This window comes from Frondihabitans sp. PhB188 (assembly GCF_003752365.1).
Taxonomy (GTDB): Bacteria; Actinomycetota; Actinomycetes; order Actinomycetales; family Microbacteriaceae; genus Frondihabitans.
In genome coordinates this window covers 27,923-53,829 of sequence record NZ_RJUO01000007.1, presented here as the reverse complement: position 1 = coordinate 53,829, position 25,907 = coordinate 27,923, and the positions used below count along the sequence as shown (strand labels likewise).

The following is a 25,907-nucleotide window of genomic DNA, read 5'->3' as shown; positions in this document are numbered from 1 at the left end:
CGGTCATCTTCTCACAGGGTGGACACTCTCAAGATCAAGAGATCGTACGGCTTGTTTATCTCACGTAATAGACACACCGTTCACTGCGCGATAGATTGATCGTAGTGACCGAAGTAAGACCACGGGTTGTGAGCAGAAGGAGCGATAGTGAATCGCAATGACGCGAAGAACGTCGAAGAATTGGCGGCGATCGCACGCCAAGGGCGACTGAAGGTCATCGAGACGGTGACCTCCAGCAAGGCTGGGCACGTGGGTGGGCCATTGTCCGCCATGGACCTCATGGTCGCGCTGTATTTCCACCAGATGAACATCGATCCTGCCGAACCGGCGAACCCCGATCGTGACCGTTTCATCCTGTCGAAGGGGCACTGCGCCATCGGCCTGTACTCGGTCCTCGCGCTCCGCGGATACTTTCCCGTCGAAGAACTCGCCACGTTCGACCACGGCGACTCCCGTCTTCAAGGGCACCCCGACATGAAGCTGACGCCCGGCGTCGACTCCTCGACGGGCTCGCTCGGTCAGGGTCTATCGGCAGCCTCGGGCATGGCCATCGCTGCCAAGAAGCTCGGAAAGGACTTCCACACCTGGGTTGTCCTCGGCGACGGCGAGATCGAAGAGGGCATGGTCTGGGAGACCGTCATCTGCGCCCCTCGGTACGGTCTCGACAACCTGACCGCCATCGTCGACCTCAACGGACTCCAGCAGTACGGCTGGCCGGCCTCGGCCACCGACCGCTTCGACCGGAGCGAGCCGATGGGCCACGTCGACCTCCCCGCCGTGTTCCGCGGATTCGGCTGGAACACCATCGAGATCGACGGGCACGACTACGGCGAGATCCTGGCCGCCTACGACGAGGCCGAGTCGTACCGCGGCGCCTCGGGCAAGCCGACGGCGATCATCGCCAGCACGATCAAGGGGTACGGGCTCTCCTACACGCAGGCCACATTCAAATGGCACAACGGCGTCCCGACGCCCGAGCAGCTCGCCACCGCGCGCCACGAACTTGGCGACGCCATCGACATCAGTGACACCGACAAAGCGGAGGCCCTGGCATGAAGGCACAACGAGTCGTGTGGGGCGAGACCCTCACGAAGCTGGCCGAGACGGATGACCGCATCCTCGTCATCGACGGCGACCTCGCCAGCTCCACACGCGCGGATATCTTCGCCGAGGCGCACCCCGATCGATTCATCCAGGCCGGAATCGCCGAACAAAACATGGTGGGTATGGCGTTCGGGATGAGCACGCTCGGTTTCCGTCCCTGGCTGTCGTCGTTCGGCGTCTTCCTGACCAACCGCGCCCTTGACCAGGTCCGCATGCTGGTGTCGCAGACCAAAGCGCCGGTCCGTCTCGCGGCGGCTTACTCCGGGCTCCTCAACGGAGCCAGTGGCAAGACACATCAGGATCTCGAAGACCTCGCCGTCATGCGCGCTCTGCCGAACATGACCGTCCTGGCTCCCGCCGACGAGCACGAGCTCCGGGCGGTCATCGAGTGGGCCGCCAACTACGACGGGCCGGTGTACCTGCGCCTCGCTCGCGACGCCGTGACCGAGGTTTTCGACGAGACATACGAATTCGTCATGGGCGCACCTGTCTCGCTGGCGGAGGGAAACGACGCTGTCGTCGTCTCCACGGGCGTTCAGACATCGCGCACGGTCGACGCCCTCGACCAGCTGCGGGCACAGGGGCGCTCCTTCGCCCATGTCCACCTACCCACGCTCAAACCCGTCGACACCGACGCGCTCTCCGCGCTGATCGGCGACGCCCGCCAAATCTTCACCGTCGAAGAGCACTCCGTCGTGGGCGGCCTCGGCGACCTGGTCAGCGAAGTCGTGACGTCCCGCGGGCTCGGCGCCCGCCTCGACCGCATCGGACTCGCCGATGGCTGGGCCGAATCCGGGCCGAACGACTTCCTGCTCGAGAAGTACGGGCTCTCCGCCGAGAAGGTCGCGGCCCGGGTCCTAGCCGGACTCGAAGTCCTCGCACCGGCATGATCTCGCTGATCGACGAGCTGAACCTCGTCGCCGATGTTCAGCGTGTCGGTGGTCAGCGTGTCGGTCGAAGCAGGGTCGTGACGCTGACCCCGGCGCCGACCGTCGACCGCGTGTACCAACTCGACGGTCTCGAGGTGGGCGGAGTGAACCGCGCCATCTCCACCGCAGCGTTCCTTGCAGGAAAGGGCATCAACATCAGCCGTTGCCTTCGGCTCGGGGGAGCTGTGACCCGGGCCGTGTTCCCCCTTCGGCCATGCGAGCGGGACGGTCTGGTCGGCGACGACCCGGACCGCTCGTGCTTCCGGCCGGTCCCGGTCCGCAAGCCGACCAGAACCAACGCCGTCCTGATCACGTCGGATGGTACGACGACGAATGTGAACCAGGCGCCGCAAGCCCTTTCGTCCGACGAGTGGGAGATGCTCTGTGTCGCCACTGTCCGTGCCCTCCAGGAAATCGGCGCGAGCTGGCTGGTCCTCGCGGGGGCTCTGCCTCTCGACGAGGGGACAGGCACGACCGTCGACCTCCTGCCACTCGTCACGGCCGCACACACGAGCGGGGTGATGGTCGCCGTCGACACGGCGGGGCCGTTCCTCCGTGCCGCGCTCCAGCCTCTGCAGCCGGTCGACCTGATCAAGCCGAACCTGGAGGAGCTAGCGGAACTCGTCGGCAGGTCGCTCACGACCCACGACGAGATCGTCCGCGCAGCGCAGGAGGTCCAACGGCTCGGAGTGCGCACCGTGCTCGTCAGTCTCGGTTCTGCCGGCCTCCTCCGAATCGGCCCGGACGACGACGTCATCGCAGTCTCTTCGGCCGTCGTCGACGCCGTCAACACGACGGGCGCCGGCGACGCCGCTCTTGCCGGCTACCTCAGTGTCTGCGCGGGGCAGCCCGCGGAGCACCACGCCGGCCTCCGACGAGCGGCCTCCTGGGGCGCGCTGACAGTGCAGGTCGCCGCGGCGACACCGAGCCGCCTCGCCGATCTTCCCGACATCACTCTTCGAACGAAGCGGTCGACCCCCGGGTTGATCCGTCACTGACCCGCTCCACCGATCAGACGAGGCTCCCATGACCGACACCGTTCTCACCGACTTCGCCACCGAGGAAGCAGCGCACACCGGCCGGGCAGCGCTCGACGCCTGGGTCGCGAATTTCGCCGCGCTCACGCAGCCCGACGTCATCCTTTGGTGCGACGGCTCCGAGGAGGAACGCGCGCGTCTCCTCGCCGAGATGACGGCCTCGGGCGCGCTCATCGCCCTTAACCATGATCTTCGCCCCGACAGCTACCTCGCCCGCAGTACTCCGTCGGACGTGGCCCGCGTCGAAGACCGCACCTTCATCTGCTCGGCCGATCAGGAGGACGCCGGGCCGACGAACAACTGGCGTGCACCAAACGAGATGCGGCGCGAACTCGACGCACGATTCACGGGGAGCATGAGCGGGCGAACCCTCTACGTCGTCCCATTCTCCATGGGGCCCCTGGGGGGCGCGATCTCGCAGATCGGCGTCCAGCTCACCGACTCGCCCTACGTCGTCGTGTCGACCAGGATCATGACCCGCATGGGCCGCCCCATCCTCCACGAGATCGACGCCGGTGCTCGCTGGGTCCCCGCACTGCACACGGTCGGCATGCCCCTATGCACGCCGTCAGGGGCCCGCCTACCTGACGTCGCGTGGCCGTCCAACGAGACGAAGATCATCGCCCACTTCCCGGAGACCCGGGAGATCTGGTCTTACGGCTCGGGTTACGGCGGCAACGCCCTCCTGGCCAAGAAATGCTTCGCCCTCCGCATCGCGTCGTCGATGGCTCACGAGGAAGGCTGGCTCGCCGAGCACATGCTCCTCATCAAGGTCACCAGCCCCGACGGCCACACTTACCACCTCGCCGCGGCGTTCCCATCGGCGTGCGGCAAGACGAACTTCGCGATGATGTCGCCCACACGACCCGGTTGGATCGTGGAGACCATCGGCGACGATATCGCCTGGCTCCGCCGCGGCGAGGACGGTCGCCTCTGGGCGATCAATCCCGAGGCGGGCTTCTTCGGGGTGGCCCCCGGCACCGGCGCGGACACGAACCCGGCCGCCATCTCGACCATTCGCTCGGGCACGATTTTCACCAACGTCGCTCTGACGCGCGAGGGGGATGTGTGGTGGGAGGGGCTCACGCCCGAGGCGCCCAGAAACCTGATCGATTGGCAGGGTAAGGCCTGGACGCCGGAGACCGGCACGCCGGCCGCCCATCCGAACGCTCGCTTCACGGTCGCGGCCGACCAGTGCCCGACGATCTCGGACGACTGGGACAGCCGGGACGGCGTCCCGATCGACGCGATCGTCTTCGGCGGTCGTCGCGCCACGAACGTGCCCCTCGTCGCCGAGGCGGAGGACTGGGAGCACGGGGTCTTCTTCGGAGCGACCACTTCGAGCGAGCAGACCGCGGCGGCTGAGGGGCCCGTCGGGATCCTGCGCCACGACCCATTCGCGATGCTGCCGTTCTGCGGCTACAACATGGCCGACCACTGGACACACTGGTTGCGCATCGGCGAAGCCCTCGGCGAGAACGCGCCACGGATCTTCCGCGTCAACTGGTTCAAAAAGAACGCGGCCGGGAAGTACGTCTGGCCGGGCTTCGGCGACAACATCCGTGTCGTCGAGTGGATCGTCGATCGCCTGCAGGGGGCGGCGGCCGTCGACTGGACACCGCTCGGCGGCCTCCCTCGCACTGGAGCCCTGGACGTCGCCGGCCTCGGCCTCGAAGACGCCGACCTCGTCGATCTCTTCGACGTGGACCCGGAGTTGTGGCTAGCCGAGACAGATCAGATCGACCGTCTGTTCGCGACCTTCGGCGAGCGTCTGCCGCTCGAGATGAGCAGCCGCCTCGCGCAACTCCGCGGTCGTCTCGAGGAACTCCGATGAGCTTCGTCGGAGGTCATAAACGGACAGATTGAGCGGCCAAAGGAGATCGCGGAGGCGATGATTCCGCTGATCGGGGCGTTTTACCGCAACCATAGCGTCGTGACCTCGATCCACGGTCGTCGGCTGAAGAACGAAGATGTCCGCGCTCGAACTCCGCCCCGCCGCGATCGACGCGGCAGCGTTGGTGAACTCGTTCCGCGGACGACCGGCCGGAGCGGACCTTGCCGCCTTCCTCGAGGTCGAGCTCGCCGAGATCATCGATTCGCCCCGGTCGGAGCTTCTCGTCACCGACGTTGTCCTCTACGGTTTCGGCCGGATCGGCCGCCTGATTGCTCGAATCCTCGTCTCGCACGAGGGGGCCGGAAGCGGCTTGCGGCTGCGCGCGATCGTCGTCCGGGGCGGAGAAGAGGGGGATCTCGTTAACCGGGCCAGTCTGCTCCACCGCGACTCCGTCAACGGGCCCTTCGACGGAACGATCACGATCGACGTCGAGAACTGCATCCACCTCACGGGCCCTCGGCGTCGGCGTTCCTCCAGTTTGCGTCGCCGTCGGGGGCTCCCTCATGGGCCCACGAGCGCCCGGCGAGGCCGTATCTACCTCGAGCGGCCGAGCAAGTTGCCCAGCGAGCGTTTACCCGGGCGAATACTTTCCTACTGAGCGGGCGACAAACGTGCCCCCCTTCGCCCTCTGGCTTGGACCTGGTGTCGCTCTGGGGTACAGCCCAACGCGGCATTGTGGATGAGTGAAGCTAGTGCCGCTCTAGGTTCGATCGGCCTGATTTGCGTCAGATCCGCGTGAGGGCCTAGAGATGGCGTGGCGAGTTCAGCAGCCACGAGACCACTGTCAGGTGCGGGCTCGTATTGAGGTGCCTAGCGGGTGTCTTCGTGTGGGAGGGGCCGTGGGTGTTTATGCGGCGAGCGTGACTTGGGCTGGGCGGGGGATGGTGACCCAGAGGTCGACGTCGTCATCGTCATCGAGGCCTAGGGCGGCGGCAGTTTCGTCGGGGGTGGAGGCAACGATTGTGATGGCGGTGTCGGTGTCAAGGCTTCCCGTGCGGAGGACGATGCGGGCTGAGTGCAATGGTTCGATTTGTGAGGCGGCGTTGTCGATGAGCACGTTCAGGGTGTCGGGGTCGTAGTTGTCGAGTCCGCCGTCGTCGAGGACTTGAACGTGGGCTCCCCGACGCCTGTGGGCGGAGATGGCGTCGCGCATGGTCGGGTTCAACAGGTGTCGTCCACGAATTTCATCGCGCAGCGCTTGTTCAAGGACACGGCACTCGGTCCGGCTTGCCTGATCGAGGACGCCGTGCTGGTCGATGATGTGGCGGAGCATGGGGGCGGCGTCGGTGCGGGTGTGGTGCAGGCGGGCTCGGCGCTCGAGGTGAAATGCGTCCAGCTGTGCCTGGTGGAGGGTGAGGGTTCGTTGGGTGGCGGCGGAGATATCGGCGGCGGCGCTGACGCGTTGGATGGCGCGCCGCATCATGAGGCCCGCAATGACGAGGACGATCTCCGCGGCAAACCCTAACCGGATGGCCCCGGTGGGCCCAGCCCACAGAGTGATCTGGGTGAGCTGGAAGGCGACGGTAACGATAGGTGGGGCGCGGTGGCCGGTGGTCCAGACGATGACGGCTCCGGCGAGGATGCCGCAGGTGTACCAGTAGATCGATCCGGCATCGACCTTGTGGGGGTTAAGGCCGATGGTGGCGGTGCAGCACAGGAGGATGCCGCCGGTGGCGATGCCCCATGCGGTTCGGCCACTCATGGTCCCTGTTTTTGCGCCTCGGAGGAGGGCTGGCAGCAGAATGAGCCCAATACCGGCGGCGATCAGGGGGCCGACGGCGCGGGAGAACAATGCTGTTTCGGAGATCGCGGTCAGGATCGCCATGATCATTACCGCCGACAGGATGCGGAGCATCTGGTGTTGTGGGATGAGAGCAATGCGCGGTGGTTTGGCGTTATCGTCGGGGGAGGGCGAGCGTGTCGGGGGTTGCCAGCGCAGGGTGACGGTTGTGCCCTCGCCCGGGACGGATCGGATGTGAGCTGCGCCTCCGGCTTGGTGAACGTTTTCCAGAATTGATACCCGCACCCCGAGGCGTTCTTCGGAAATTGCGGAGGCGTTGAACCCTTTCCCGTTGTCGGAAACTGTGATCTCAACTCCGCCGTCGGGCAACACCGTGGCGGTGGCGGTGCGGCGGGACACGGGGCCGGCGTGGGTGACACTGTTGGTCAGCGCTTGAAGGGCAGCGGCAAGGAGTGCGTCCGCCGACGCTGGTGGCAACACAACGTCGAGTTCAGCCGACAGGTCAATGAGTGCGTGTGGGCGGAACATGTCCCACTCGTGCCGTCGTTTCGCGACTGCGTCCTGCCACTTCACGGTGGGGGCGTGCATGACCGGGTGGTCATCGGTGTCCGAAATGATCTGCAGCGCTGAAGCGGCCATGCTGTGGGCGCGGCCCGGGGTTTCGCCGCCGGCGGCGGAGAGAAGTGTTGCGAGGACAGAATCATGCAGGAGCGAGTCCGTGGCGGTGCGTTCTTTCTCCAGAGCCTCGTGCCGGTTCTTGGCTTCGAATGAGAGTTGAGCTTTGTGTTCAACTTTGTCGGCCCGGTCAGCTCGAGCCCGGAGGACCTTCATCCCCGCGACGAGACTGCACGACAACAGGGCGAAGCCCACCCCATCGATGACGCTGTGACTGGCCGGTATCCGGCCCGCGTAAACGGCGGTGAGCGCAGCCGTTATGCCAAGGCTGATCACCGCGGCACGACGCGGGCGTTTCTCGGCGACGGCTACGCAACCGAACCCGATCAAGGTCATGGATAGCAACCATGGCGTTGCCCCATCAGGCAAAGGGTCTTTGAGAATGAAGGGCTCGAACAAGAGGAGGGCCACGTTCGCGCCAACCGAAACCCATAGCCACACAGCCGCAGGAGCTGCCCTTTTCGCCAGCGCGAGCGGAGGCGCCGCTATCTGAAGCACCCCAAACACGAGAGACTCCAGCATCCACGCGGCCGTTGTGGGTAGGTGATCGTGGAGGAAATCGGGGACGGCGAGGAGCGCCAGGAGAACCCCTACGACGCTGATGATGGCAACGACGCCGCGTTCGACACCAAGGCAGAGCGAGCCTTCACCATCAGAATGCGGCGGGATCGTGGAAAGGGTGAACGGCATCGAACCGATTCCCCCTATTCGTCACTTCTGGCCGGCTGGATGCGGCATAGTCCTTTTTCAAAACGCTAGGGCCGGAGACATTCGGCATCTACACCCAAAACGGGGCCTCAGGCCCCGACTCATCCCATTCCGTTTGACCAGGCAGGCGTAATTAGTTGAGGAGTGCCTCAAATGGACGTTAGGTATGGACCGTCAGAATGTCGATCTAGAGTCGGGATTGGCTTCTTAGATGCCCTTCGAGACGCGGTCTAAGACTCCAGCTCGACACCGACGCGGGCGGCGTGGAACTGGCCGCCAGCCCAGCAGGAACAGGCCTACCTAGCTCCGACGCTCCTAATTCCCATGCGTTTTGGCACACTTTGGTTATGGGACACGTGGAGCTGCGTGAAAGTGAATTTTAATCGTGCTTAGGAGTCCGGGATCAGGAAGTGATGGTCAAAATTCGGTTCCCGAACAAGGCGGCGTAGAGACTCTGGCCGGCGAGAATACTTAGTAAAGAGGACGCCGCTTTCGGAGCCACCCTGTGGAATGCTTCAAAAGCGGTCACTACCAAAACAAGTCCGATCTCGTCCCCCTTCCAGCCGTAATCGTGTTCGGCCACATCGCTCAGGCAATCGTTGAGAGCATCGAGGTTCACGCCGTAGTAATCCGGGAAGTCCAGCGCTGTTCCGATTTCAGTAAGCATGTCGGGCTCGTCGGCCCACAGACTGGCGTCGAAGCGGACGAGTCGATACCCGTGATCTTGGAGCCACGTAAGTGTGTGCTCCCGTTGATCGCGGTCGGAGATTGTGAGGTGGAAGCCGTTGCGAGCTATGTCGAAGTCGATGGGGTTCCCAAAGGTCTCCTTGGTTGTCCAGGCGGGCATACCTCAAAGGTATCCGGGCAGATGCCCGGGCAGGAAAAGTCTGGATAGAAGCGTGCAGGAACCCTCAGCGTGCGGCTCGAGCCTTTTATGACGTACGTCGGAGAGCAGTGACCGAACCCCCTCTCAGGCGACGGCCCGAGTCAGGTCTAGGATCGCTCCGTTCGATGAAAGGGAACTGCTTTGAGCGATCAGCAGAACCGGCCTCAACCCTGGCCCGTCTTTTTTGTAGGCCTTTTCATTCTCATCCTCTGTTTGCTCGGAATCTTCACACCGTTCGGCACTCAAACCACAGCCGGGGGATTCCCTGTTCGACCTTTAAGCTGTGTCCTCCTGGCAGGCGTGGCTTATCTCTGGTTCCTGGCCGCACGAGCCTTCCTCCGTCGGCGAAGGTGAACGCCTAGCTGTCTGATGCTGAGAGCCAGGGGTTTTTTTTTATTGCCCATGCGCATCGAGTCCAGTAAAGAACGGCTTCTGCGCAGCCTGGCCGGCCGTCGGGAGGGAACGCCCAACGGACAATGGTTTTTCCGGCTAGAGCGAAATGACGCGGCGATCCTGCGATGGGGGACTCAACCATGGACAAATTGATATCGGATGCATCGCTCCCGACGCCTTACCGGGCTGTTGGTTGGATCGAGGACGTCGAGGTGCACTCATCTGGCGACCGGATGCACTGCTGGGTGGGCGCCCGAAACGGGGCTCTCTTGGCAGTTCAGGTCGACCATGTCGTTTTCCACGGACGCGTCACCGACTACCAGAGTTCGCGCATCGCGTCGCTGTTCAAGTGCCTGACGGATGACCGTCTTGCGGCGTTCCTCGGCACAAATATTGGCAGAGAATTCTTCGATGACATCGAGGAACGGGCTGCCGCAACCCACGAAATCGAAGCCGCGCTAACCATCGACGGAACACAAGTGCCGGCCGTCCGGAAACACTTCGAAAGCTTCGCGGCCACCTGGCCGGTCGACTATCGCCAATACCCACTCCTCATAGTGGAAATGCCAATTTCGGCTCTGACCACCATCGAGCTGGAGCCCACGATTCCTTAGCCGAACCCTCTGCGAGCACACGGATGGCTATATCGAGTTTGGCTCATCCGTGCGGGGCCCCGAGGTAGCAAACGGCGCGTGATGTGAAGCAAGGCTTTGTCGGACTTCGAGCTCGAGGGCGGTTAAGGTCCCGGTGCCGAGTGGGGTTCGGTTCCTAGCTGTGCACTTGTAGCGCGGAAATACGTACTCGACGGTCGCAGGACTGTAAGGACGGCGGCGGTGACCGAAATAGCAGCGAACAGTGTTCCCAGCCCATGGGTGTGAGTGATGCTGCCCAGCGAGAGAACGGTGAGGGCAATCAGAACGATCCGAGCCCAATTCGCGCCCTGCCGCATGAAGAGGTCAAAGACAACTAGTCCCGCGACTAATAGCAAGCCTAGGACGAGCCCACCCATGATCAAGGGCGTAGTTAACGCTTCAACCTGGTCGACGACGCTGCTCGTTTGTCCCCGTTGAGCGACGTCGGCGTTGGTGTCTGCAATGAGCTCCCGGACATTCGCGGCCACTACGATTTCAGCTGCCAGATGCACTAGGGCGGCTAAGAGGTACAACCAGAATGCGATTGCGATGACGCGTGGTTGCGAGTTTTTGAATGGTCTAGACAGTTCTTCTCCAACGTCGGCGGCGGATTAGGGCCATGCATAGAAGCGACGAGTGCGCTTTGGCGAGCCGGTGCGCGGTGGACTCGATGTGTCTCGATTCGCTACGGCTGACACTACCCATCTGGTCGCTCAGATTGGTGGCACCGCAAGGTGCCCGCAAGCCGAACCTCTTACGGCACGGAAACGGTGTCTGCCGGATCGTCAGGAAGTGCTAGTCGTTAGGGAATGAAACGGTTTCGACTCGGAATTCCTGGGCGGACCAGAACACAATGCTGGCCCCTGTCCCGTCGGCGCGGGGCACGGATCCTTGACGTTCTTCATGTACTAACCCGGCTGGCGCACCACACGTGACGACATGCAGGTCGGGCAGATCAATGGTCGAGCCGCAAAACTCGGACGCGTCATTCATCACTTGGCTTTCCCTTCCCATGAGCCTGCACAGCACCAGCATTCGCCGAGACTATCTGTCGAAACGGCTTCCCGTAGGCGAGCGCAGTTCGCACACCAGCACTTCGGCTTCTTTGCCCTTCTATAAGCCGAGTTCAGCAGAGCTAACAGGCTGCTCCTGCTGGAGAAGAGTGAGCAGCCACGCGGCCTTCTCGCGATCAAGTTCGGGCCAAGTTGGAAGCCGAGTGATTGAATCCTGGGAAGATATTTCTTGAAAAATGAGGTCACGTACAAAGGCGTAGAAGTCTTGCTCAAGGCCGATGTTCCGTCGCCATGTGCCGTCGTTTGCCACCCAGACGAGGACGTGATGATCGCCGCTTCCTTCTTGAGCTGCAATCCATACTTGCTTCTGGTCGCTGTGTACGGAAAAGAAAGTCGTCACGTAGGTCGTCTCCTCTCCCAGGGCTGTTCCTCTCTTCTAGTGGAACACGTGAGTTCCGGCTGAGCACCACTACAGGCACGGGCCGGGGCTTGTGATGCGGGATTGTTAGAGTCCTGTCCGGTAGGACGTGTCAGGATCGGGATATGAAGCCTGGGGGAGTGGCGCCGCTTGTAGGGGTGGGGTTAGCAGCCGCGGCCATCATGGTGGTGATCGCGGCGGCAACGCACGGTTTCCAACAGGTCACGGGGTGTGCGGCGTACGCGGTGGCTCCGACGGTCACGGTGAAAATATCCGGCAACGCCACCGATGTTGCTGTGTTGCAGGTGTGCGCCAGCGACGAGCCGTGCGTGACGGCGCCTCGCACAGGGGAAGCAACGCCTGGCCCCGGCCCGGCATCCCAAAGCTCTTCGGGCTCCGCGGGCACTGCGAATGCCACCTTCGTGCCGGTCTTCCTCGATTTCTCAAGCAGCAGGCCGCGCGTATGGGTGTTCGACGTGGGAACAGCTGAACCGGCAGCGATCACGGTCACTGCAAAGAACACGTTGGGAAAGGTTCTTGCTCGGAAGAGGTACCAACTGGCGTGGCATTCCGCCGACACAGACGATGGGTGCGACCACGGGAACGTCACCGATCCGGTTCACCTACATCTGTAGATGTCAGACCCCATGATCGTAGATACGACAGCCCACCAGCTCGCTTGCTGCTCGCCCTAGACGAGACAGCACAACTACTGGCCGGCGAAGAGTCGGAGGCTGGCAGGCTCCACCTATAAGCGAGTCGCATCAGGGCCTTGTATTAGTGAACGAGCGCAATCAAATTGAGGCTTAAGTTCATTCACTTCGGCGCCCGTAAGACAGACGGCTACCGCGCGGCCTGGGCGGCGATCGCAGAGGAACGGTTAGCGTGCGTCGTCGAGGTAGTCGCCGCCGACGCCCGCCCACTTGTGCAGAGTTCGTCGACCGTCGAGTGCGTGCTGAGCGAATTTGGGTAGCGCCCCTCGCGCGTTGAGGACGGTGACCGGGGTGGAGTGTTTGCGTCCGTGAGAGTCGGTCCATTTGATGAATGGCCATGGCGTGATCGATGTGATTGCACGCCGTGGCACGGTCCGGGACCAGAACTGGCCGAAGACAGTCATGTGGTCGTCGCTCAGGGTGACTCGTGCCCGGGGAGTGCGAATGGTTGCAACGATTCCGAAAGCTATGGCGATGATGCCGAAGGCATACCAGGGCCAGCCGGGTGAGATGGTTGTTCCGGCCCAGAGAAACATCACCCCGGCCAGGGCGATGACGACGCTGCCTCCGACACCGACCCACTTCGTGAAGCGAAGCTGCTCCAGGACGATATCTGGCACGGGGACCCCGCTATCTGTGTTCACGAGTGCCACCCAACTCCCTCGTCATTGCCGTTGTCTTTGCTCCTGGCGAAGGGAGACTGGCGGCGGTGGCCGGAACTAGCTTTTGCCTTGGCTGCCTCTAGCTTGGTGGATCCCCCGGTTCGCCAGTGGCGCTTGTAGCAAGCCATGCTCGTAGTCGACTGAGGGCGATCTGGCGTTCCTGACGTCCGAGTCGATCCTCGCGAAACATCACCGTGCCGACATTTGTCGTCCCACCCCAATGGTCGTGACGCTCGACGACGCCGGCCGTGGGAAACGAGGCGATCTCATGCTTGGGGATTGATGATGTGACGAGCAGCCCTCTGACTCTGAGAGTGGACGGGGTGAGCACATAGCCAGACCGAAGGACCCTGATCGAAGCAGTGAGGGCGACTGCTGCGGCCACGCCGGCGATCACTGTTTGCACGACACGGATCGGCGGATAGACCGCGATGAATACACAGATCATCACCAAGAAAACGAAAATACAGAAGTTCAGGACGCGGATCGAACGAGGAGCCAGGATTACTTCTGATTCTGCCGTCATGGGTGTGGGCCTCCCTCCGGCGCCAAGGGGACGCAGGTGTTATCGGTCCGTGTGTTTGATTGAGTTGTAGATCGCGTAGCCGACGATGGCCGCGATGACCACGAGAACAATCCACCAGTACGAACCAAGCACGGATGCACCCATGAGTTTGACTTCCCTTTTTGAAAACGCAGGCTAGCCGCCCTGAGGTGAGCCAAGCACAAGGGTCTTGCCGCCGCCGTGACGTCGACGGTAAGTCGTTCGTCGAGGAGTCGAATTGCCGCTATGCCCCGGGGGCTCGAAGGACGAGATTTGCGTCAAGGTCAGTCGCCGGATCTATGAACGGTGCCGAGTCCGTATCGCCTGAACAATGCCAACGGCTGCCGCCGCCGCCCCAACCGCGAGCAGGAGGCCGCTCCATGCCTCTCCCACGGACGGTGAGACGACTAGAACAACGATGCCTACGGCCATTAGCAGCAAACCAATGAGCGCCATGAGGAGAAGTTTGGTGGTCGGCTTCGTCATGAGCGAATCCTAGGCTCGCGTGCAGGTTGCATCAAAGGGTGGGTGGCAGTGATCCGTATGTGGAAGTCCTTCCGGCCCGCACGTACGCCGGACCTTTAACGTGCCCGGTACGCGAGGGAGCTCGGTTCGATGACATCACCGGTCAGGGCGTTCTTCGCGCCAGAAAAATCACACCCATGACGATGAAGAAGATGCCGAAGGGTAGCGGGGCATGCCCGGGACCACCAAGCACCCTGTGGGTGCCGAGCGTGAGTTGAACAACGCCGAAAGCCGTGAAGAGAGCGCCGATCACAAGGAGAAGTATCCCGCGAGTGCGGCGGCTAAGAGGCGTCTTCTGACGAGGCGGCTTCATTGAAGGCAAAGGTAGTCCTCGCGTCTTTGAGAGCCGTCGGTCGGAGGGGAACGTCCTACGTGCATCGTCTATTGGCGGTGGGCTTGAATTCTTGCTTCGACGGAGGCGAGCAGCTCGTCGGTTTCAATTTGATCGAAGCCAGTGACCGAGGGCCAATCTTCCCCCGATGCGTTTCTGTCCGTCGACACGAGTCGAGTCGATGCGATTACTCGGGCCCACGCGTCGATTGGTAGCGCCGCCGGACCGTTGACGGCCGTCCATAGATACTCCAGGTCGCTCTCCATGAGTGCAGCCGAGGAATAGCCCAGCGCGCTTGCGTGGCTGTCGTCGGCTCGTGCTGATCCCCACCATTCACCGACGCCAGCTTTCAACACGTGCATCTCATCCTTGGTGAGGCCGAGCTGACCAGCCGTCATGACGTCCATCAGCTGATGCTGTCATGCCCAGACTCGAGAATGCAGTGGTCGCTTGGGGATGCCGTCCGTGCCCGGACTAAGGTGTTTTCGACTTGCCCTAGCCGGCAACCCGCCCACAGGGCCCGGCCGAGTTTGGGAGGGGGGAGGCAGCCCGTTCGAGCCGGGCCAAGAGTGGGATCAACCTAGTCTCGCCCGAGCCTTCATCCCGTGCGGAGGGGAAAGACCCTCGCTCTTTAATCCTCAAGGGCTTCGAGTGAGACCGCCATAGGCACGCGGACGCACGTTTACCCCGCACGGTGACGACGCACGGTGACCGGGGGCTAACTGCAACCGACTTTTGCGTCTCATATCCCTAGGGATATGGGATGTCCCACGGTCTCGACTTCGAGACCCGAGCTAAGTCCGGAATTCCGCCACGTCGAAGTTCCCAAATCTATGTCCCAAAAGCCTCTGCTTGAGTTTGCGTGTTCATCGTTGGTTTTGGGACACGTGGAGGTCCATCGTGGGCAAGCTGATTGGGTACGCACGGTGTCGACGAAGCAGTAAGAAACTGACCGGCAAGAAGCGGACCTCCTTACCTCCGGCGTCCGACGCGATGACCTCTGTGTCGACCATGGTGTGTCCGGCGCTCGAGCGTCTCGGCCGGCCTTTGATCGTGCCCTCGACGCGATCCATGACGGTGACACTCTGGTGGTCACCACTCTTGATCGTCTTGGCCGGTCAACGCAGAACATGCTCGATTTTGCTGAGGGACTGAGGTCGCGGTCGGCAGGTCTTCGGGTGTTGAACCTGGGGGGAGCGGACGTGGACACGTCGACGCCAATGGGGTCGATGGTGTTCACGGTGATGTCGGCGTTGGCGCAGATGGAGCTCGACATTAAACGGGAGCGTATTACGGACTCCGTTGCGAAGCGGCGAACGGCTGGTGGGGACCTTGGTGGTCGTCCGCAGAAGGTGTCGGATCGGCCGATTCGAAATGCCTTGCAGTTGATCGATGGGGGAGAGGCTGCTGCGGGTGTTCTTCGGGATCTGGGTTTGTCTCGGTCGACGTTTTGCCGGCGTGCCCGGGCGCTCGAGCGTGAGCGGGCGTGAGAGCACTGTCGTGACGTTTGGACCGGCCAGGTGTGGTCAAACGATGTCGCTGTCCAGTGGCGCAGCAATCGGGTTCATGTTCCTGTTCAGGGCGTCCTGGCTTCCTCTCTGAGTTGGCCTAAAGGACGGGGTTTGTTGACCCGCCGATTCTGCTGCTCGGCAACACCGATCCTCCTTCCGGAGTGGTGAAGCCGTGGGCGTGCCTCGTGTGGGGATCTTGGGTGGGGCAACCGTCTGTGGGAGTCTCGGCTAGACGAGGAATCAAGGGGTGAGCACGGTGGGGCAGAAGTGGGCACGGCCATTGCGAATACTTGCCATCGTGAGCATAGGTGTGGGAGGGATTATCTCGGTTGCTGCCCTGGGCTTTGTCGCTTTCGCGGCAGTTCTGTTGGCAAATCAAGCTGCCGGGTTCGTCAAGACTCCGGTAGCCGAAGCCGACATGATTGGCACATGGTCGTCCCGCCACGATGGCAAGATCACATTCGCCGCTGACGGAACCGTCCACCTCCATGACGTTCCCTTACGCGGTGCCATCTCTGAACTGGACGCGTCGGCGCGAAAAATTGACCGAACCGATGGGTGGATAATTCAGCACAGGCAAGACGGCTCGAATGACGGCACCGTGTGTCGTGTCACCCCGGACACTGACGACTGCATGTGGGCGGTCACCACGACAGGGGGCCATTTGGAGCTGGATCTCATTGTCGGCGACCCTGATTCCCGAGATTGGTACCGGTACGTCAAGATCACTCCATGAGCTCGGCAGTTTCTGCCGTACAAGACCGTCCGTATGGGGCGTATTGATGCAAAGGCTTGCAGCTCAGTTACCCGGTAGCTTTCGGGTGCGTCGCAGGGGCAGCTGGGTCGGATTCGCAGAGGCATAAGTGGTCGTGCCCTGGAATTACGGTTGTGCGGGCCATCCGTCTCTGAGTCCTGGGTTTAGCTTGGGGGAAGTGGGTCGCCGCTTTCGTAGACGGTGATTTCGAACGGGGTCTTTGCGGTGACGGTGACGCTGAGTGAGGTCGGCTTGTCATCCGCGGTCAGGTTCTTTCCGTAGCCGCTGAGGTTAGCGCCTTGGCAGTCGTCGCCGGATCCGCCCGTGATCTTTTTGTTCGACGCGAGTACCGCGAAAGCGTAGGTGCTGGAAGTTGCGCAGGCGACAAACACGCTGATGCTTTTCGTTCCCGCTCGTGTGGTGAAGGGGATGGTGCTTGTGCCGATCCCGTCGGCGATGAACGGTTTCTGGCTAAGGTCGGTGAATGTGGGTGCGTCGTCTGGGGTTTTACTCAGATGGCCGGCGACGCTTGGGACTTTCACCGGCGCCGGGTCGTTGATGGTGGTGCTGGAACACCCGGCGAGGACGCCGATACTGGCGATGCTAATAAGGGCAATGGTGGCTTTGGTTTTCATGATCCCCCTGGATAGTTGCTGTGCCGCTAATGATCTGCTCGAACAGTACTGGATCACCGAAGGCTGACATGTCGCGTGACCAGTCAAAGGGTCGGGTACCCGTTTTTCGCTGCCATGTTCAGGGTGGTGGTGATGTTGTCGAGTTGCGGGAGGATCGCGGTCAATGACCCGTCGGTGTCTGCCTGGCCGAGGACAGTCCGGTACGCGGTGCGCATCTTCACAAGGGTGTGTTGTCCGTCGTCCGTGAGGTCAAGAGTGACGAGGTGGGGTTGGGTGCTGCTGGGGACGCGGTGCAGCAAGCCGGCGTCCTCGAGGCCGTCGATGAGTGCCGCCGTGTTTCCGTCCGACGTTGCCAAGTCGGCAGCAAGGCTGCTCGGGCTGATGCCGGGGGTGACTGCGATCACTAGCAGGGCGGTGAGCTCGGCTGGCGTCATCGCGAGGCTTCTCGCGACGTGGCTCCGGAATCTGCGGTGGGCTTCATCGAGGCGGTGCAATGTTTGAGACAGGGGAGCGACTGCCTCGTAGGAGTCATCGGGGTGGGCGGTCATGGTTGATCCTTCCACGCAGCTGCTCGTTCCTCAAACGGTCGACCTTCATTAACCGAACGAAACCTAAACGTGTTCTTGGACCCACAGGGTAGGTGTGGCGGCGGGCAATGGGATCGACCGCGGGGCGGGCCTTGGCGCAGAAGATGCTGCACGCTTCCGAAGCCTGGTTTTGGTGGCCCATTCCGTCGGCCATACAAGAAAACCGGCGGTGAGAAGGAAGACGCCGGCAGCCTCGCCGTTGACGAAGAGAGCCGCGCCCGTCAGCAGCAGGGTGAATCCTGCGGCGTCGATGCACCGGCATGCCCAACGGGTGGGCGGGACTGTTCGGGCCATAAGAGTTAGCGGGCCTGGAGAGAACGGCGGTGGGTTTCGCGAAGAGCCCGGAGCCTTTCGCTGCTGTCCTGGACCGGCCCAGTCGTCGAATTCTTACGGGCAAGAATCACAGTCGTTGTCGTGGCAGCGAGCAGGAGAACGAGACTAACGAGGGCGATGAGCACGGTGACGCCTCCACGGGCAAATAGGTTGACGGTCGAGATTCTCCGTAATGGAGTGTCTTTATGAAACGCCATCTTGGTTGTATTGTCATGCCCCAGAACGGGGCGGCTCTATGCGACAGTCACGCAAGCCGCCACGCCTGGCCTTTCCAATTCCGTGCTAGACCCGGAAGGGATCGGGTACCGGGTGGGGGAGCCTTTTACCGTTTGAGGTCTTTGCGTACGGTGAGGTGTTCCCTCGCGACGTGCTGCCACCGCGGATGTTTTGGACCCTGGCTGGTGGGAGTAACGATCTGATAGGTGGTACCGGTGGTGTGGAGGTGTCCATGGCCGATGAGGATGCTGCCGAGGGTTTCGGTGATCTCCCACACGCCGGCACGGGCGTTTCGAACCCGGTAGACGCGGCCGTTTAGCCGGACAAGGGTGTGTTGCCCGTTGATACGTGGCAGTTGCGCGTCGTCAAGGTCGATCGGTTCCACACTGCCCCCTGGATTGGTACGCCCATCCTTGTCCTGGAGGCGGCCAGGGTCGTGGACCTCAGAGTCGTGTCGTCACGCCGAGCCCAGTGGACCGACGTCAGAGGGAGAGGGGTGTTAGGCCTTGCTGGCGTGGAGGACGGCGGAAGTCAGCGTGGTGAGCTGCTGGATCATTGCCGGTTTTTCGGGGAGGGCAGTGAGTGTTGTCTCGTATTGGTGGAGAACATGGTTGACGGCGTTCCGGCCGGTTGGGGTGAGGACGAGGAGCAGGCTGCGCCGGTCGGTGGGGTGTTGCAGGCGGGTGAGGTACCCGGCGGCGTCGAGTCGGTCGGTGACGGCGGTGATTGCGCCGGTGGTGAGTTGCAGGTGGGCGCGTAGCTGTCCCGGGGTGACGGGTTCGTCTTGGGCGAGTTGCAGGAGAGCGTCTAGGTCCGTTGTTCCCACCCCGAGCTGCTGGGCGGCAGCGTCGAGGAAGACGCGGTGCGCGTGATCGAACGCGAAGAGAGCGCTACGAATAGTCGCGAGCGAATTCCCGATGTGTCCGGGAGATGGGGACGCGACCTTGGTTGTGGGGTTGGGTGTGGTGTTGACCGTCGTGGTCATCAGGTACTCCGTATCTGGGGACCATCCATGGTCCGCTTCACCCTGACTCAACCACCACCGGGTCCTGCTGTCATTCCCCAGAAGGGGGAGCTGGAGTGAGAAGGGTCGTAGGGCCTTAAGGTGCCTGACGTGTAACGCTCCACAACCAATGCTGCCCAGATCACCGAACGAGGCCCCTCGTGAAAAGCCGGTTGGGTGACGAGCAGCGGGCAAGATCAACGGGCGCGGATCGGACGGTTTTCACTCAGGATGGGTACCGTCGGTTGGGCTGGGTGCGGCTTTCACTGTTCTGTCGTGGCCTGGTCGGCTCGGCCCGGCTCGTGACCCGAAGGCCGGGCCATTTTCTTGGTTGAGGACAGGAATGGCGTCGGTTCACTGGTTCCACCTCGAGGTGGCGCGTTCGGGATTTTGCCGTTGGGACTGTCAGCCGTGGAGGGCGGCGAGGACGACGAGCGTGATCGTGGCCACGGCCAGGATGCCGACCGCGACATAAATGACGCGAGGTGTTCCGGGTTGTCGCGGCGGCCCATAGGGGTTCTTCTGGCGGCGCCTCATTCGACCGATTTTATGGGTGAGGTCGGTAAGTGTGGTCTTGGACCCCGGCTTTTTGCGTGTGGGGTGTTGGGATGTGCCTCAGCCGCGCGCGGCTGCTGAGGGTGATCCTTGTTGAGCGTGCGTCGGTGTTGATGGGGTGGAGCGGTCCCGAGCCGCGCCACCCCATCAGACCAGGAGCACTCCTCTGTCTCCTGGCCAAAAGAAACAGGCGCGCGGCAGCCGGGTAGGAAGGGGCTCCACGCTGTGAGGTGAGTGCGGGGTCTCCCGCCCGGGCGGGAGACCCCGCGGCCACGCCCCACGGGCGCCAGATCAGAAGCATCCACATAAAGCGGGCCTTCGCCTGGGGTACCACCCCCCGGCATCACAAGCGTAACCGCGCCGGGGAGGGCGCAACAGGATCGCGGTCATCTTGGCGGTCACGCTCAGGGGCCGACGGGAATGGCTTTGTGGGAGGTAGGCGAGATTCAGTTGTCGCAGGCGAGTAGCTGCAGGAGGTTGGCTTCTATCTCCTCGAATCGGATGTGGGGGTTCTCCGACCAGGAGGTGAGGGTCTGTTGCCACCCGGTGGCGCCGAAGATATGTCCGCCTAAAATCGTGACCAGCGTCGCCAGATGCTGCTCCAACCCCAGCGCCCCAAGTGCGGAATTTCCCGTGTCGGGCTGCGGGCGCGGGGTGGCGGTTGCGGTGGGTTCCTGGTGAGGGACACCTGTCGGGTTCTGATCCATCCTCACATGCTAGAAGGCGGCCCCAGCGGGGTCTTGTCCCCACTACTGGGAGTCCACGACGCTCCGTCGTCATGGTCGAATGCGGGCGTCCCGGGCGGATAGCGTCCCAAACTCGAGCCGCTTCCAATGAGCGGGGCAAGGCTCCCAGGTGGGGTGCGGGTGTTTCTGCCCATGCTGAGTGCATCATCCGGAACGATTACGCGTCCCGGGGAACGTGTGTGAGCTGAGGGGCACCCGGTTGGGGTTCTAGTCGAAGTCGACACGGCTACGTAAGTTCAAGGCGTGCGTATTCACGAGGACCCGAACCTGCCGGTGGCCGGTCGTATCGACAAGGCGGCGAAGGCGATCGCGTTCGACGCGGGCCTGCCGGCGGTGACGTTGCGTCGTGTCGTGGCCCAGACCGGGCTTGAACCGGCCGTTATTGCTCGGCAGGAACCGTCAATGCCAGCGCTGGCGGCGCGCATGTTCCGGGACATCGCCGCCGACGAACTCGCCGCAGCACGCGCCCACGTGAACACTCTCACCACCGCTCGAGCAGCGCTTCAGTACCTGACCGATGACCTCTTTGCCGGGGAACACACTAGGGAAGATTGGATCTGGGCAGACGGGTGGAGTGTGGGACGCCGGAACCCCGTCGTTGCGAAAGTGGCACGAGAAAGCACAACCCTGTGGGTCGAATTCGTGGCGGGCATCATCACCGTGGGCGTGACTAATGGTGAATTCAGAACCCGTGACCCGCATTTGGTCGCAGAACTGTTCGTGGCCCTGATCGACAGTCTCAGTATTTATTCACTCGTGGCACACAGCACCCCGACCCGGAGAGCGGCCATGGTCGAAGCATTCATCCGCACCGCCCTCGACCCGACCTGCAACATTCCCGCCACCCCACCCCGGGATTAAGAACTCCGAGAATTTGGTGCTGCCGGCGCGAACGCCTCCGGCGAGTAATGATCTATCCCTGTCTCGTAAAGTCCGGGGTGACCATGCCAGGCCCATCGAGCTGCGGGAACGACTTCTCGAGACACGACGACCCCTGGCTCTTCAGGCATGTTCTGAGCGGGTGAACCGCGACCTGAGACGTCCGAAAACCTTTAGTTTTCCGAGACGGCAGAGTGGGATTGGTTCCATCGAACAGCTATCGAAGATGGAATCGATCTTCGTCGCCAGCCCGACCTGGCATGATGGTCGGCGAAGGGGAGTAGCTCCCACGGCCCGAAAGGGCCCAACGGTCCGTCGACATACTGGTGTATCTGCACCCGGCGTTCCTCCCGACACTGCTTCGAGAAGCGGGTCGGGCGAGCGAGACCTTCGGTTCCTGTCCCGGCCGAACCCCCTTCCTCACGTGCGTTCGGCCTCGCTTCCGAAAGGCCGCACCATGTCCCCCATCACGCTCGTCCTCATCGCCGTCGGCGTCTCCGCCGACGCCTTCGCGGTCGCCCTCACCAAAGGCCTGCACCTCCGGCACTTCCGGCTCTCCCAGGCGCTCGTCATCGCGGCCGTCTTCGGCGTCTTCCAGGCCGTCATGCCCCTCATCGGCTGGTTCCTCGGCAGCCAGTTCGCCCGCTACATCAGCAGCTTCGACCACTGGATCGCATTCGGGCTGCTCCTGCTCATCGGCGGCAAAATGATCTGGGAGGCCGTGCGAGGTCAGGACGACCACGAGAAGGACACCGACAGGATCGGGATGCGCGAACTCCTGCTCCTTGGGCTGGCCACGAGCATTGACGCCCTCGCCGTAGGTGTCTCGTTCGCATTCGTCCCCGTCTCCATCGGCGGAGCCGTGGCCCTCATCGGAGCGGTCACCTTCGTGTTCGCCCTGGCCGGGGTGGCGATAGGACGCCGAGTGGGCGCCCGATTCGGCCGACCCGCCGAGATCGTCGGCGGTGTCGTGCTCGTCCTGGTCGGGTCGCGAATCCTCGTCGACCACCTCGGCGTCCTGTAGTACTGCCGCTGATGCACGGAGTGATTGGTCCGCCCCAATTGGCCGGGGGCTACAGGCGCGTGAGACGCCTCAAAAATCTATAGTTTTTCGAGACTCTGTGGGGGTGACCAGGTGAGGGTGATGGTTGTTCCGTTTCCGGGGCTGGAGGTGATGTGTGCGGTTCCGCCGGCGTTGCGGGTTCGTTCGATGATGGACGTGCGAACGCCAAGGCGGTCGGTGGCCTGGGTTGGGTCGAAGCCTTGGCCGTTGTCGCTGATCGTGATGGTGAGGGTGGTGCTGTGCCAGGTGACGGTGATGCGGCGGGTGATGGAGACTGGGCCGGCGTGCTGGATGCTGTTCATGAGGGCTTGCATGGTCGCGGCGTAGAGGTCGTCGACAACATCGGCAGGGACGGCGTGTCCGTCGAGTCCTTCGGTGTGCAGCTCAACCGCGGTTCCGAATTCAGTGATCGCGGTGTCGAATCGTGCTCGAAGTGCGGTGCGTCTGGCGGCCGTTTTTTCGGCGTCGTCCAGGGTATGGGTGACGGTGATCTCGGCGAGGGCATTCTTGGCCATGTTGACCGCGATCGCCGGGTCAACGGGTGAGTCGTGTTCCCCTGCGAGGAGGAATGTGGTGAGGACGCCGTCGTGCAGGAGCGCGTCTATGCGGAGGCGTTCCACTTCGTTGCGGTGCGCTTTGACTGTCTCCGCATAACGGCGGGTGGCGGCCCTTTGGGCGCGGTCAACAGACGTTGTCGCTTGCCTTAGGAGCGACACAATGACGAGTGTCGCGACACCAAGGATCAGGGTGTATCCGCTGTCGAGGATCGCATGCAGGAGCGTGGCATGTCCGCCCGGAGGGGTAAGACGAACGAGGGTGTAGGCGGTGGCGAGACCGAGGATGTAGAGCGTGGCCCACCGTGGGGTGAAGGCCAGGGCGGCTGCGGCCATGGCGACGTTGCACAGATACCAGGGCCACGGCACATGGGGCTGCACTTGGGTGAGATTTTGGGCGGCGAAGGGCCAGGAAATGATGACGGCTGCGTACACGGTGGAGAGGGCTCCGGCGGCCGGGAGGGTCGGCCCGAGCGTGGCTGCGGCAATGGTCACCAGCAGGAGGGAGCCGAAAAGGGCGAGGCCGATGATCCAGGCCCATGCCTGGTTCATCGCAGGTTGACCTTCGAACGCGAAAGGGAGCGCCTGTAGCCCGAAGATGAGGCAAACTGCCCCGAAACTGCGGGCGAACACGGTCTCCAGGAGAGCGCGGCTGATCGCCGATCGGCGGGACAAGGTGATCGCACCTTCTCGAGGTGCAATGCCGGTGGTGGGCCGGGGGTGGCGATAGTTCATCGGCCGGGATCCCTTCAGGTTCGTCAAGGGACTCGACAAACATATTGGGTTCCAGGAAAGGCGATCCCCCGGTTGACATAAATGGATTCGTCCCGAAATGCGCCTGTCAAAGGCCCTGATCATCTGTCATCAGCCGGAGTTATCAGCTGGCCAGGTCCATCGGGCGGGCGTGCTTCAGGGCAACGGTTGCCGACATGATTCTCCGGATACCTACGCCCCGGCGTTCTCGGATATATGCCGCCGACATGTGCCCCGCAGGAGTGCCAAATGCGCGTGCCCGGCAGACTCTGACAGGGCGTGCCGCTGTGCCGCTGTGGCAGTCGGGGGTGCGTGGCTCCTGCCGGGGTTAAGGGCGAGAGCCACGCGGCTGGACCTGCGCCGGCGCCGAATCAGAGGCACGGGCAACAAGACACAGCCATTGCCGGTAACCAGCCGACTATGGGAAAGCTTAGGGCTGTGCCTGTTCCCCGGCGAGGGGCCTTGCACTTCTGGGGTGGACGGGTGGGGTGCGGTCCTTACCCCAGTCGACGGCGTCGCCGCTGGTTCCGGACAGTTGCGTGGTGGGGTCTCGGGTGGGTTCATTGACGGCGTAGAGGCCGCGTCCGGAGTCGGCGGCACTGTAAAGCGCAGCAAGCCAGGTGGGGTTGATGTCCGGGGTCCGGCCGCCGGCGAATTTGAAGCGGAGCCCGATGTTGGGGGAGAGCCACACGGTCGCTCGTCCGTCGCCGGTTTCGGCGGGTTCTCGCCAGGAGAACATCAGGGATTCGTTGCGGCGGAATTTGTTGACGATGACGATTTGGAGGTGGGCGAGGAGGCGGTCTTCGACTTTGAATTCGAGGACTTCGCCGTCGTAGACGATGTATCCCATGGGGTTTTGCTCTCAGGGGTGAGAGCCCAGGTGGTGCCGGTGGCGGGGTCTGGGCCGGGCGGGTGCGGGTAACACCCACGCACTGTGCCATAGCTCAAGTACTGTCACCGGTTTGGTGACGTGGGCCGCACACGGGTGCGTCCTGGACGAGCTCTCCTCAACAACTCCAGGGTACGTGCGGACGGAGTGCCCCGGTGGAGTGTTTGGGGGGGGATTGACGGGGGGAGTTGGGGTGTGGGGTCGACCCGAACGACCCCACACCCGGCCCGGCGACCCTGATCCAACCCCCGGAACATATGAACACTAGCCAAACAGAACAGTTCGGAAAAGAGCTAGACAGAAGAACCTGAAGCTGTTGCCGCGCTTGAGGCCACTTTCCGAGGCGAAGTGTTGAGCATTTGCTGTGACGTGACCAGCCCCTCCGGAGAGGCTGGCCACACTGCACCTTCCGGGGTAGGGAGTCCGGTAGGGCAGCGCACTTCACGGTACGGAGGTTGGCGCCTTTGGGACGGGGCTTGACTTCTCCACAGGCCGGAACTGCGCCAAGAGTGCACTGGTGTGGGGTCGCCAGGGTGCGACCCACCATTGGGGGTCTTGTATTGTCGCTTCCGCCCTCTTTATCGTGGTCGAGCCGTCGAGGAAGCCGACATTTCACCCCTGTCCTTTCTTTGGCACGCGTCTAACCCGCGCGTTCATCACACCTCAAAGTCAGGATCAGGATCATGCATTTCTCGTTGCCTCGTGTCACCCCTCGTACCGCCAAGCTGACGGCGTGGTTAGCCATCCCCGCAGCTCTTGCCGTATCAGGCATCGCGGTGTCGAATGCGTCGTATGCGGCGTTCTCGGCCACCACGTCCAACGCCGCCAGCAACTGGTCGGCAGGATCGGTAGCGTTGACCGACGATGACGCGAACGCCGCCCTGTTCACCGTCACGGGGCTGAAACCCGGGCTCACGGGTGCGAACTGCATTGCGGTGACATCGACGGGTTCGTTGCCGTCGGCGGTGAAGCTGTACGCCACGAACACTGCAACGACGAATGCGTTGTCGTCGTACCTGTCCGTGTCGATCGAGCAGGGGACAGGGGGCGGGTTCGGGTCGTGCACCGGGTTCACCCCGCTGGCGACAACCCCGTCACTATTCGCCGGCACCCTCGCCGCACTCGGGACCGCCAACACCGGGTACGCCACCGGGCTTGGTTCCTGGACCCCGACCGGGACCGCACCAGAGACCCGCGTGTACCGGATCACCTACAGCCTCGCTG

Annotated in this window: 25 protein-coding genes and 1 pseudogene; 10 read left to right on the top strand and 16 right to left on the bottom strand. The window is 62.8% G+C overall.

Going from position 1 to position 25,907, the window contains the following annotated elements:
• Positions 1–147 precede the first annotated feature (147 nt).
• The 5 genes from EDF46_RS17765 (at position 148) to EDF46_RS17745 (ending at position 5,562) form a co-directional block, all read left to right on the top strand.
• On the top strand, positions 148–1,056 hold the full coding sequence (locus EDF46_RS17765) for a transketolase (protein WP_233580105.1): 909 nt from the start codon (positions 148–150) through the stop codon (positions 1,054–1,056).
• A complete protein-coding gene (locus EDF46_RS17760) occupies positions 1,053–1,994 on the top strand; it encodes a transketolase family protein (RefSeq protein ID WP_123508009.1) in 942 nt (313 codons plus the stop codon). Before EDF46_RS17765 ends, EDF46_RS17760 begins: the two co-directional genes overlap by 4 nt.
• Entirely contained in the window at positions 1,991–3,031 is a 1,041-nt protein-coding gene (locus tag EDF46_RS17755) for a 1-phosphofructokinase family hexose kinase (RefSeq protein WP_123508007.1), read from the top strand. The genes EDF46_RS17760 and EDF46_RS17755 overlap by 4 nt, the downstream gene beginning before the upstream one ends.
• A gap of 28 nt (positions 3,032–3,059) precedes the next feature.
• Positions 3,060–4,904, top strand: a complete 1,845-nt coding sequence (locus EDF46_RS17750; protein WP_123508005.1) for a phosphoenolpyruvate carboxykinase (GTP) — start codon at positions 3,060–3,062, stop codon at positions 4,902–4,904.
• Between the two features lie 136 nt (positions 4,905–5,040).
• Positions 5,041–5,562: a glyceraldehyde 3-phosphate dehydrogenase NAD-binding domain-containing protein gene (locus tag EDF46_RS17745; RefSeq protein ID WP_233580104.1), complete on the top strand. Its 522-nt coding sequence runs from the start codon at positions 5,041–5,043 to the stop codon at positions 5,560–5,562.
• 249 nt (positions 5,563–5,811) lie between these two features.
• Here the strand turns inward: EDF46_RS17745 and EDF46_RS17740 are convergent, their stop codons facing one another.
• Complete coding sequence (locus EDF46_RS17740) at positions 5,812–8,070, bottom strand: ATP-binding protein (RefSeq protein WP_123508003.1); 2,259 nt, start codon at positions 8,068–8,070, stop codon at positions 5,812–5,814.
• 421 nt (positions 8,071–8,491) lie between these two features.
• Positions 8,492–8,935, bottom strand: a complete 444-nt coding sequence (locus EDF46_RS17735) for a barstar family protein (protein WP_123508001.1) — start codon at positions 8,933–8,935, stop codon at positions 8,492–8,494.
• A 572-nt stretch (positions 8,936–9,507) separates the two neighbouring features.
• On the opposite strand from EDF46_RS17735, the gene EDF46_RS17730 reads away from it, so the two are divergent.
• The gene (locus EDF46_RS17730; RefSeq protein WP_148061307.1) at positions 9,508–9,981 is read left to right on the top strand and encodes a hypothetical protein; all 474 of its coding nucleotides are present in this window, start codon (positions 9,508–9,510) and stop codon (positions 9,979–9,981) included.
• Between the two features lie 1,131 nt (positions 9,982–11,112).
• Here the strand turns inward: EDF46_RS17730 and EDF46_RS18210 are convergent.
• The 5 genes from EDF46_RS18210 to EDF46_RS18195 all read right to left on the bottom strand — a co-directional run bounded on the left by EDF46_RS18210 (position 11,113) and on the right by EDF46_RS18195 (position 14,612).
• Positions 11,113–11,412 (bottom strand): hypothetical protein, encoded by a 300-nt coding sequence (locus EDF46_RS18210; protein ID WP_148061306.1) that lies wholly within the window; start codon positions 11,410–11,412, stop codon positions 11,113–11,115.
• A gap of 898 nt (positions 11,413–12,310) precedes the next feature.
• Positions 12,311–12,763 carry a hypothetical protein gene (locus EDF46_RS17725; RefSeq protein WP_123507997.1) on the bottom strand — a complete coding sequence of 151 codons (453 nt, stop codon included), beginning with the start codon at positions 12,761–12,763 and terminating at the stop codon, positions 12,311–12,313.
• 121 nt (positions 12,764–12,884) lie between these two features.
• The gene (locus EDF46_RS18205; protein ID WP_148061305.1) at positions 12,885–13,331 is read right to left on the bottom strand and encodes a hypothetical protein; all 447 of its coding nucleotides are present in this window, start codon (positions 13,329–13,331) and stop codon (positions 12,885–12,887) included.
• Positions 13,332–13,646: 315 nt separating this feature from the next.
• Positions 13,647–13,835, bottom strand: coding sequence for a hypothetical protein (locus EDF46_RS18200; protein ID WP_148061304.1), 189 nt, complete (start codon positions 13,833–13,835; stop codon positions 13,647–13,649).
• Between the two features lie 420 nt (positions 13,836–14,255).
• Positions 14,256–14,612, bottom strand: a complete 357-nt coding sequence (locus EDF46_RS18195; RefSeq protein ID WP_148061303.1) for a hypothetical protein — start codon at positions 14,610–14,612, stop codon at positions 14,256–14,258.
• 493 nt (positions 14,613–15,105) lie between these two features.
• Here EDF46_RS18195 and EDF46_RS17720 point away from each other — a divergent pair.
• Together EDF46_RS17720 and EDF46_RS18190 are read left to right on the top strand one after the other, a co-directional pair.
• A pseudogene (locus tag EDF46_RS17720) lies at positions 15,106–15,695 on the top strand (recombinase family protein).
• A gap of 268 nt (positions 15,696–15,963) precedes the next feature.
• On the top strand, positions 15,964–16,452 hold the full coding sequence (locus tag EDF46_RS18190) for a hypothetical protein (protein WP_158614331.1): 489 nt from the start codon (positions 15,964–15,966) through the stop codon (positions 16,450–16,452).
• A gap of 182 nt (positions 16,453–16,634) precedes the next feature.
• Here the strand turns inward: EDF46_RS18190 and EDF46_RS18185 are convergent, their stop codons facing one another.
• The 6 genes from EDF46_RS18185 to EDF46_RS18175 form a co-directional block, all read right to left on the bottom strand.
• On the bottom strand, positions 16,635–17,105 hold the full coding sequence (locus EDF46_RS18185) for a hypothetical protein (protein ID WP_148061301.1): 471 nt from the start codon (positions 17,103–17,105) through the stop codon (positions 16,635–16,637).
• 83 nt (positions 17,106–17,188) lie between these two features.
• Entirely contained in the window at positions 17,189–17,653 is a 465-nt protein-coding gene (locus tag EDF46_RS17710) for a MarR family winged helix-turn-helix transcriptional regulator (RefSeq protein ID WP_123507993.1), read from the bottom strand.
• A gap of 694 nt (positions 17,654–18,347) precedes the next feature.
• Positions 18,348–18,626: a hypothetical protein gene (locus tag EDF46_RS18180; RefSeq protein WP_148061300.1), complete on the bottom strand. Its 279-nt coding sequence runs from the start codon at positions 18,624–18,626 to the stop codon at positions 18,348–18,350.
• A 114-nt stretch (positions 18,627–18,740) separates the two neighbouring features.
• Entirely contained in the window at positions 18,741–19,226 is a 486-nt protein-coding gene (locus EDF46_RS17705; RefSeq protein WP_123507991.1) for a MarR family winged helix-turn-helix transcriptional regulator, read from the bottom strand.
• Between the two features lie 423 nt (positions 19,227–19,649).
• Positions 19,650–19,781, bottom strand: coding sequence for a hypothetical protein (locus EDF46_RS18865; RefSeq protein WP_255410986.1), 132 nt, complete (start codon positions 19,779–19,781; stop codon positions 19,650–19,652).
• A 464-nt stretch (positions 19,782–20,245) separates the two neighbouring features.
• On the bottom strand, positions 20,246–20,506 hold the full coding sequence (locus EDF46_RS18175) for a hypothetical protein (RefSeq protein WP_148061299.1): 261 nt from the start codon (positions 20,504–20,506) through the stop codon (positions 20,246–20,248).
• Between the two features lie 282 nt (positions 20,507–20,788).
• On the opposite strand from EDF46_RS18175, the gene EDF46_RS17700 reads away from it, so the two are divergent.
• Together EDF46_RS17700 and EDF46_RS17695 are read left to right on the top strand one after the other, a co-directional pair.
• Entirely contained in the window at positions 20,789–21,406 is a 618-nt protein-coding gene (locus EDF46_RS17700) for a TetR family transcriptional regulator C-terminal domain-containing protein (RefSeq protein WP_123507989.1), read from the top strand.
• 475 nt (positions 21,407–21,881) lie between these two features.
• Positions 21,882–22,448: a manganese efflux pump MntP family protein gene (locus tag EDF46_RS17695; protein ID WP_123507987.1), complete on the top strand. Its 567-nt coding sequence runs from the start codon at positions 21,882–21,884 to the stop codon at positions 22,446–22,448.
• 77 nt (positions 22,449–22,525) lie between these two features.
• On the opposite strand, the gene EDF46_RS17690 is transcribed toward EDF46_RS17695, so the two are convergent.
• The 3 genes from EDF46_RS17690 to EDF46_RS18480 form a co-directional block, all read right to left on the bottom strand.
• A complete protein-coding gene (locus EDF46_RS17690) occupies positions 22,526–23,803 on the bottom strand; it encodes a sensor histidine kinase (protein WP_158614330.1) in 1,278 nt (425 codons plus the stop codon).
• A 421-nt stretch (positions 23,804–24,224) separates the two neighbouring features.
• A complete protein-coding gene (locus tag EDF46_RS17685; protein WP_199738322.1) occupies positions 24,225–24,644 on the bottom strand; it encodes an ATP-dependent DNA ligase in 420 nt (139 codons plus the stop codon).
• 679 nt (positions 24,645–25,323) lie between these two features.
• Positions 25,324–25,893 carry a hypothetical protein gene (locus EDF46_RS18480; protein WP_158614329.1) on the bottom strand — a complete coding sequence of 190 codons (570 nt, stop codon included), beginning with the start codon at positions 25,891–25,893 and terminating at the stop codon, positions 25,324–25,326.
• Positions 25,894–25,907: the final 14 nt, after the last annotated feature.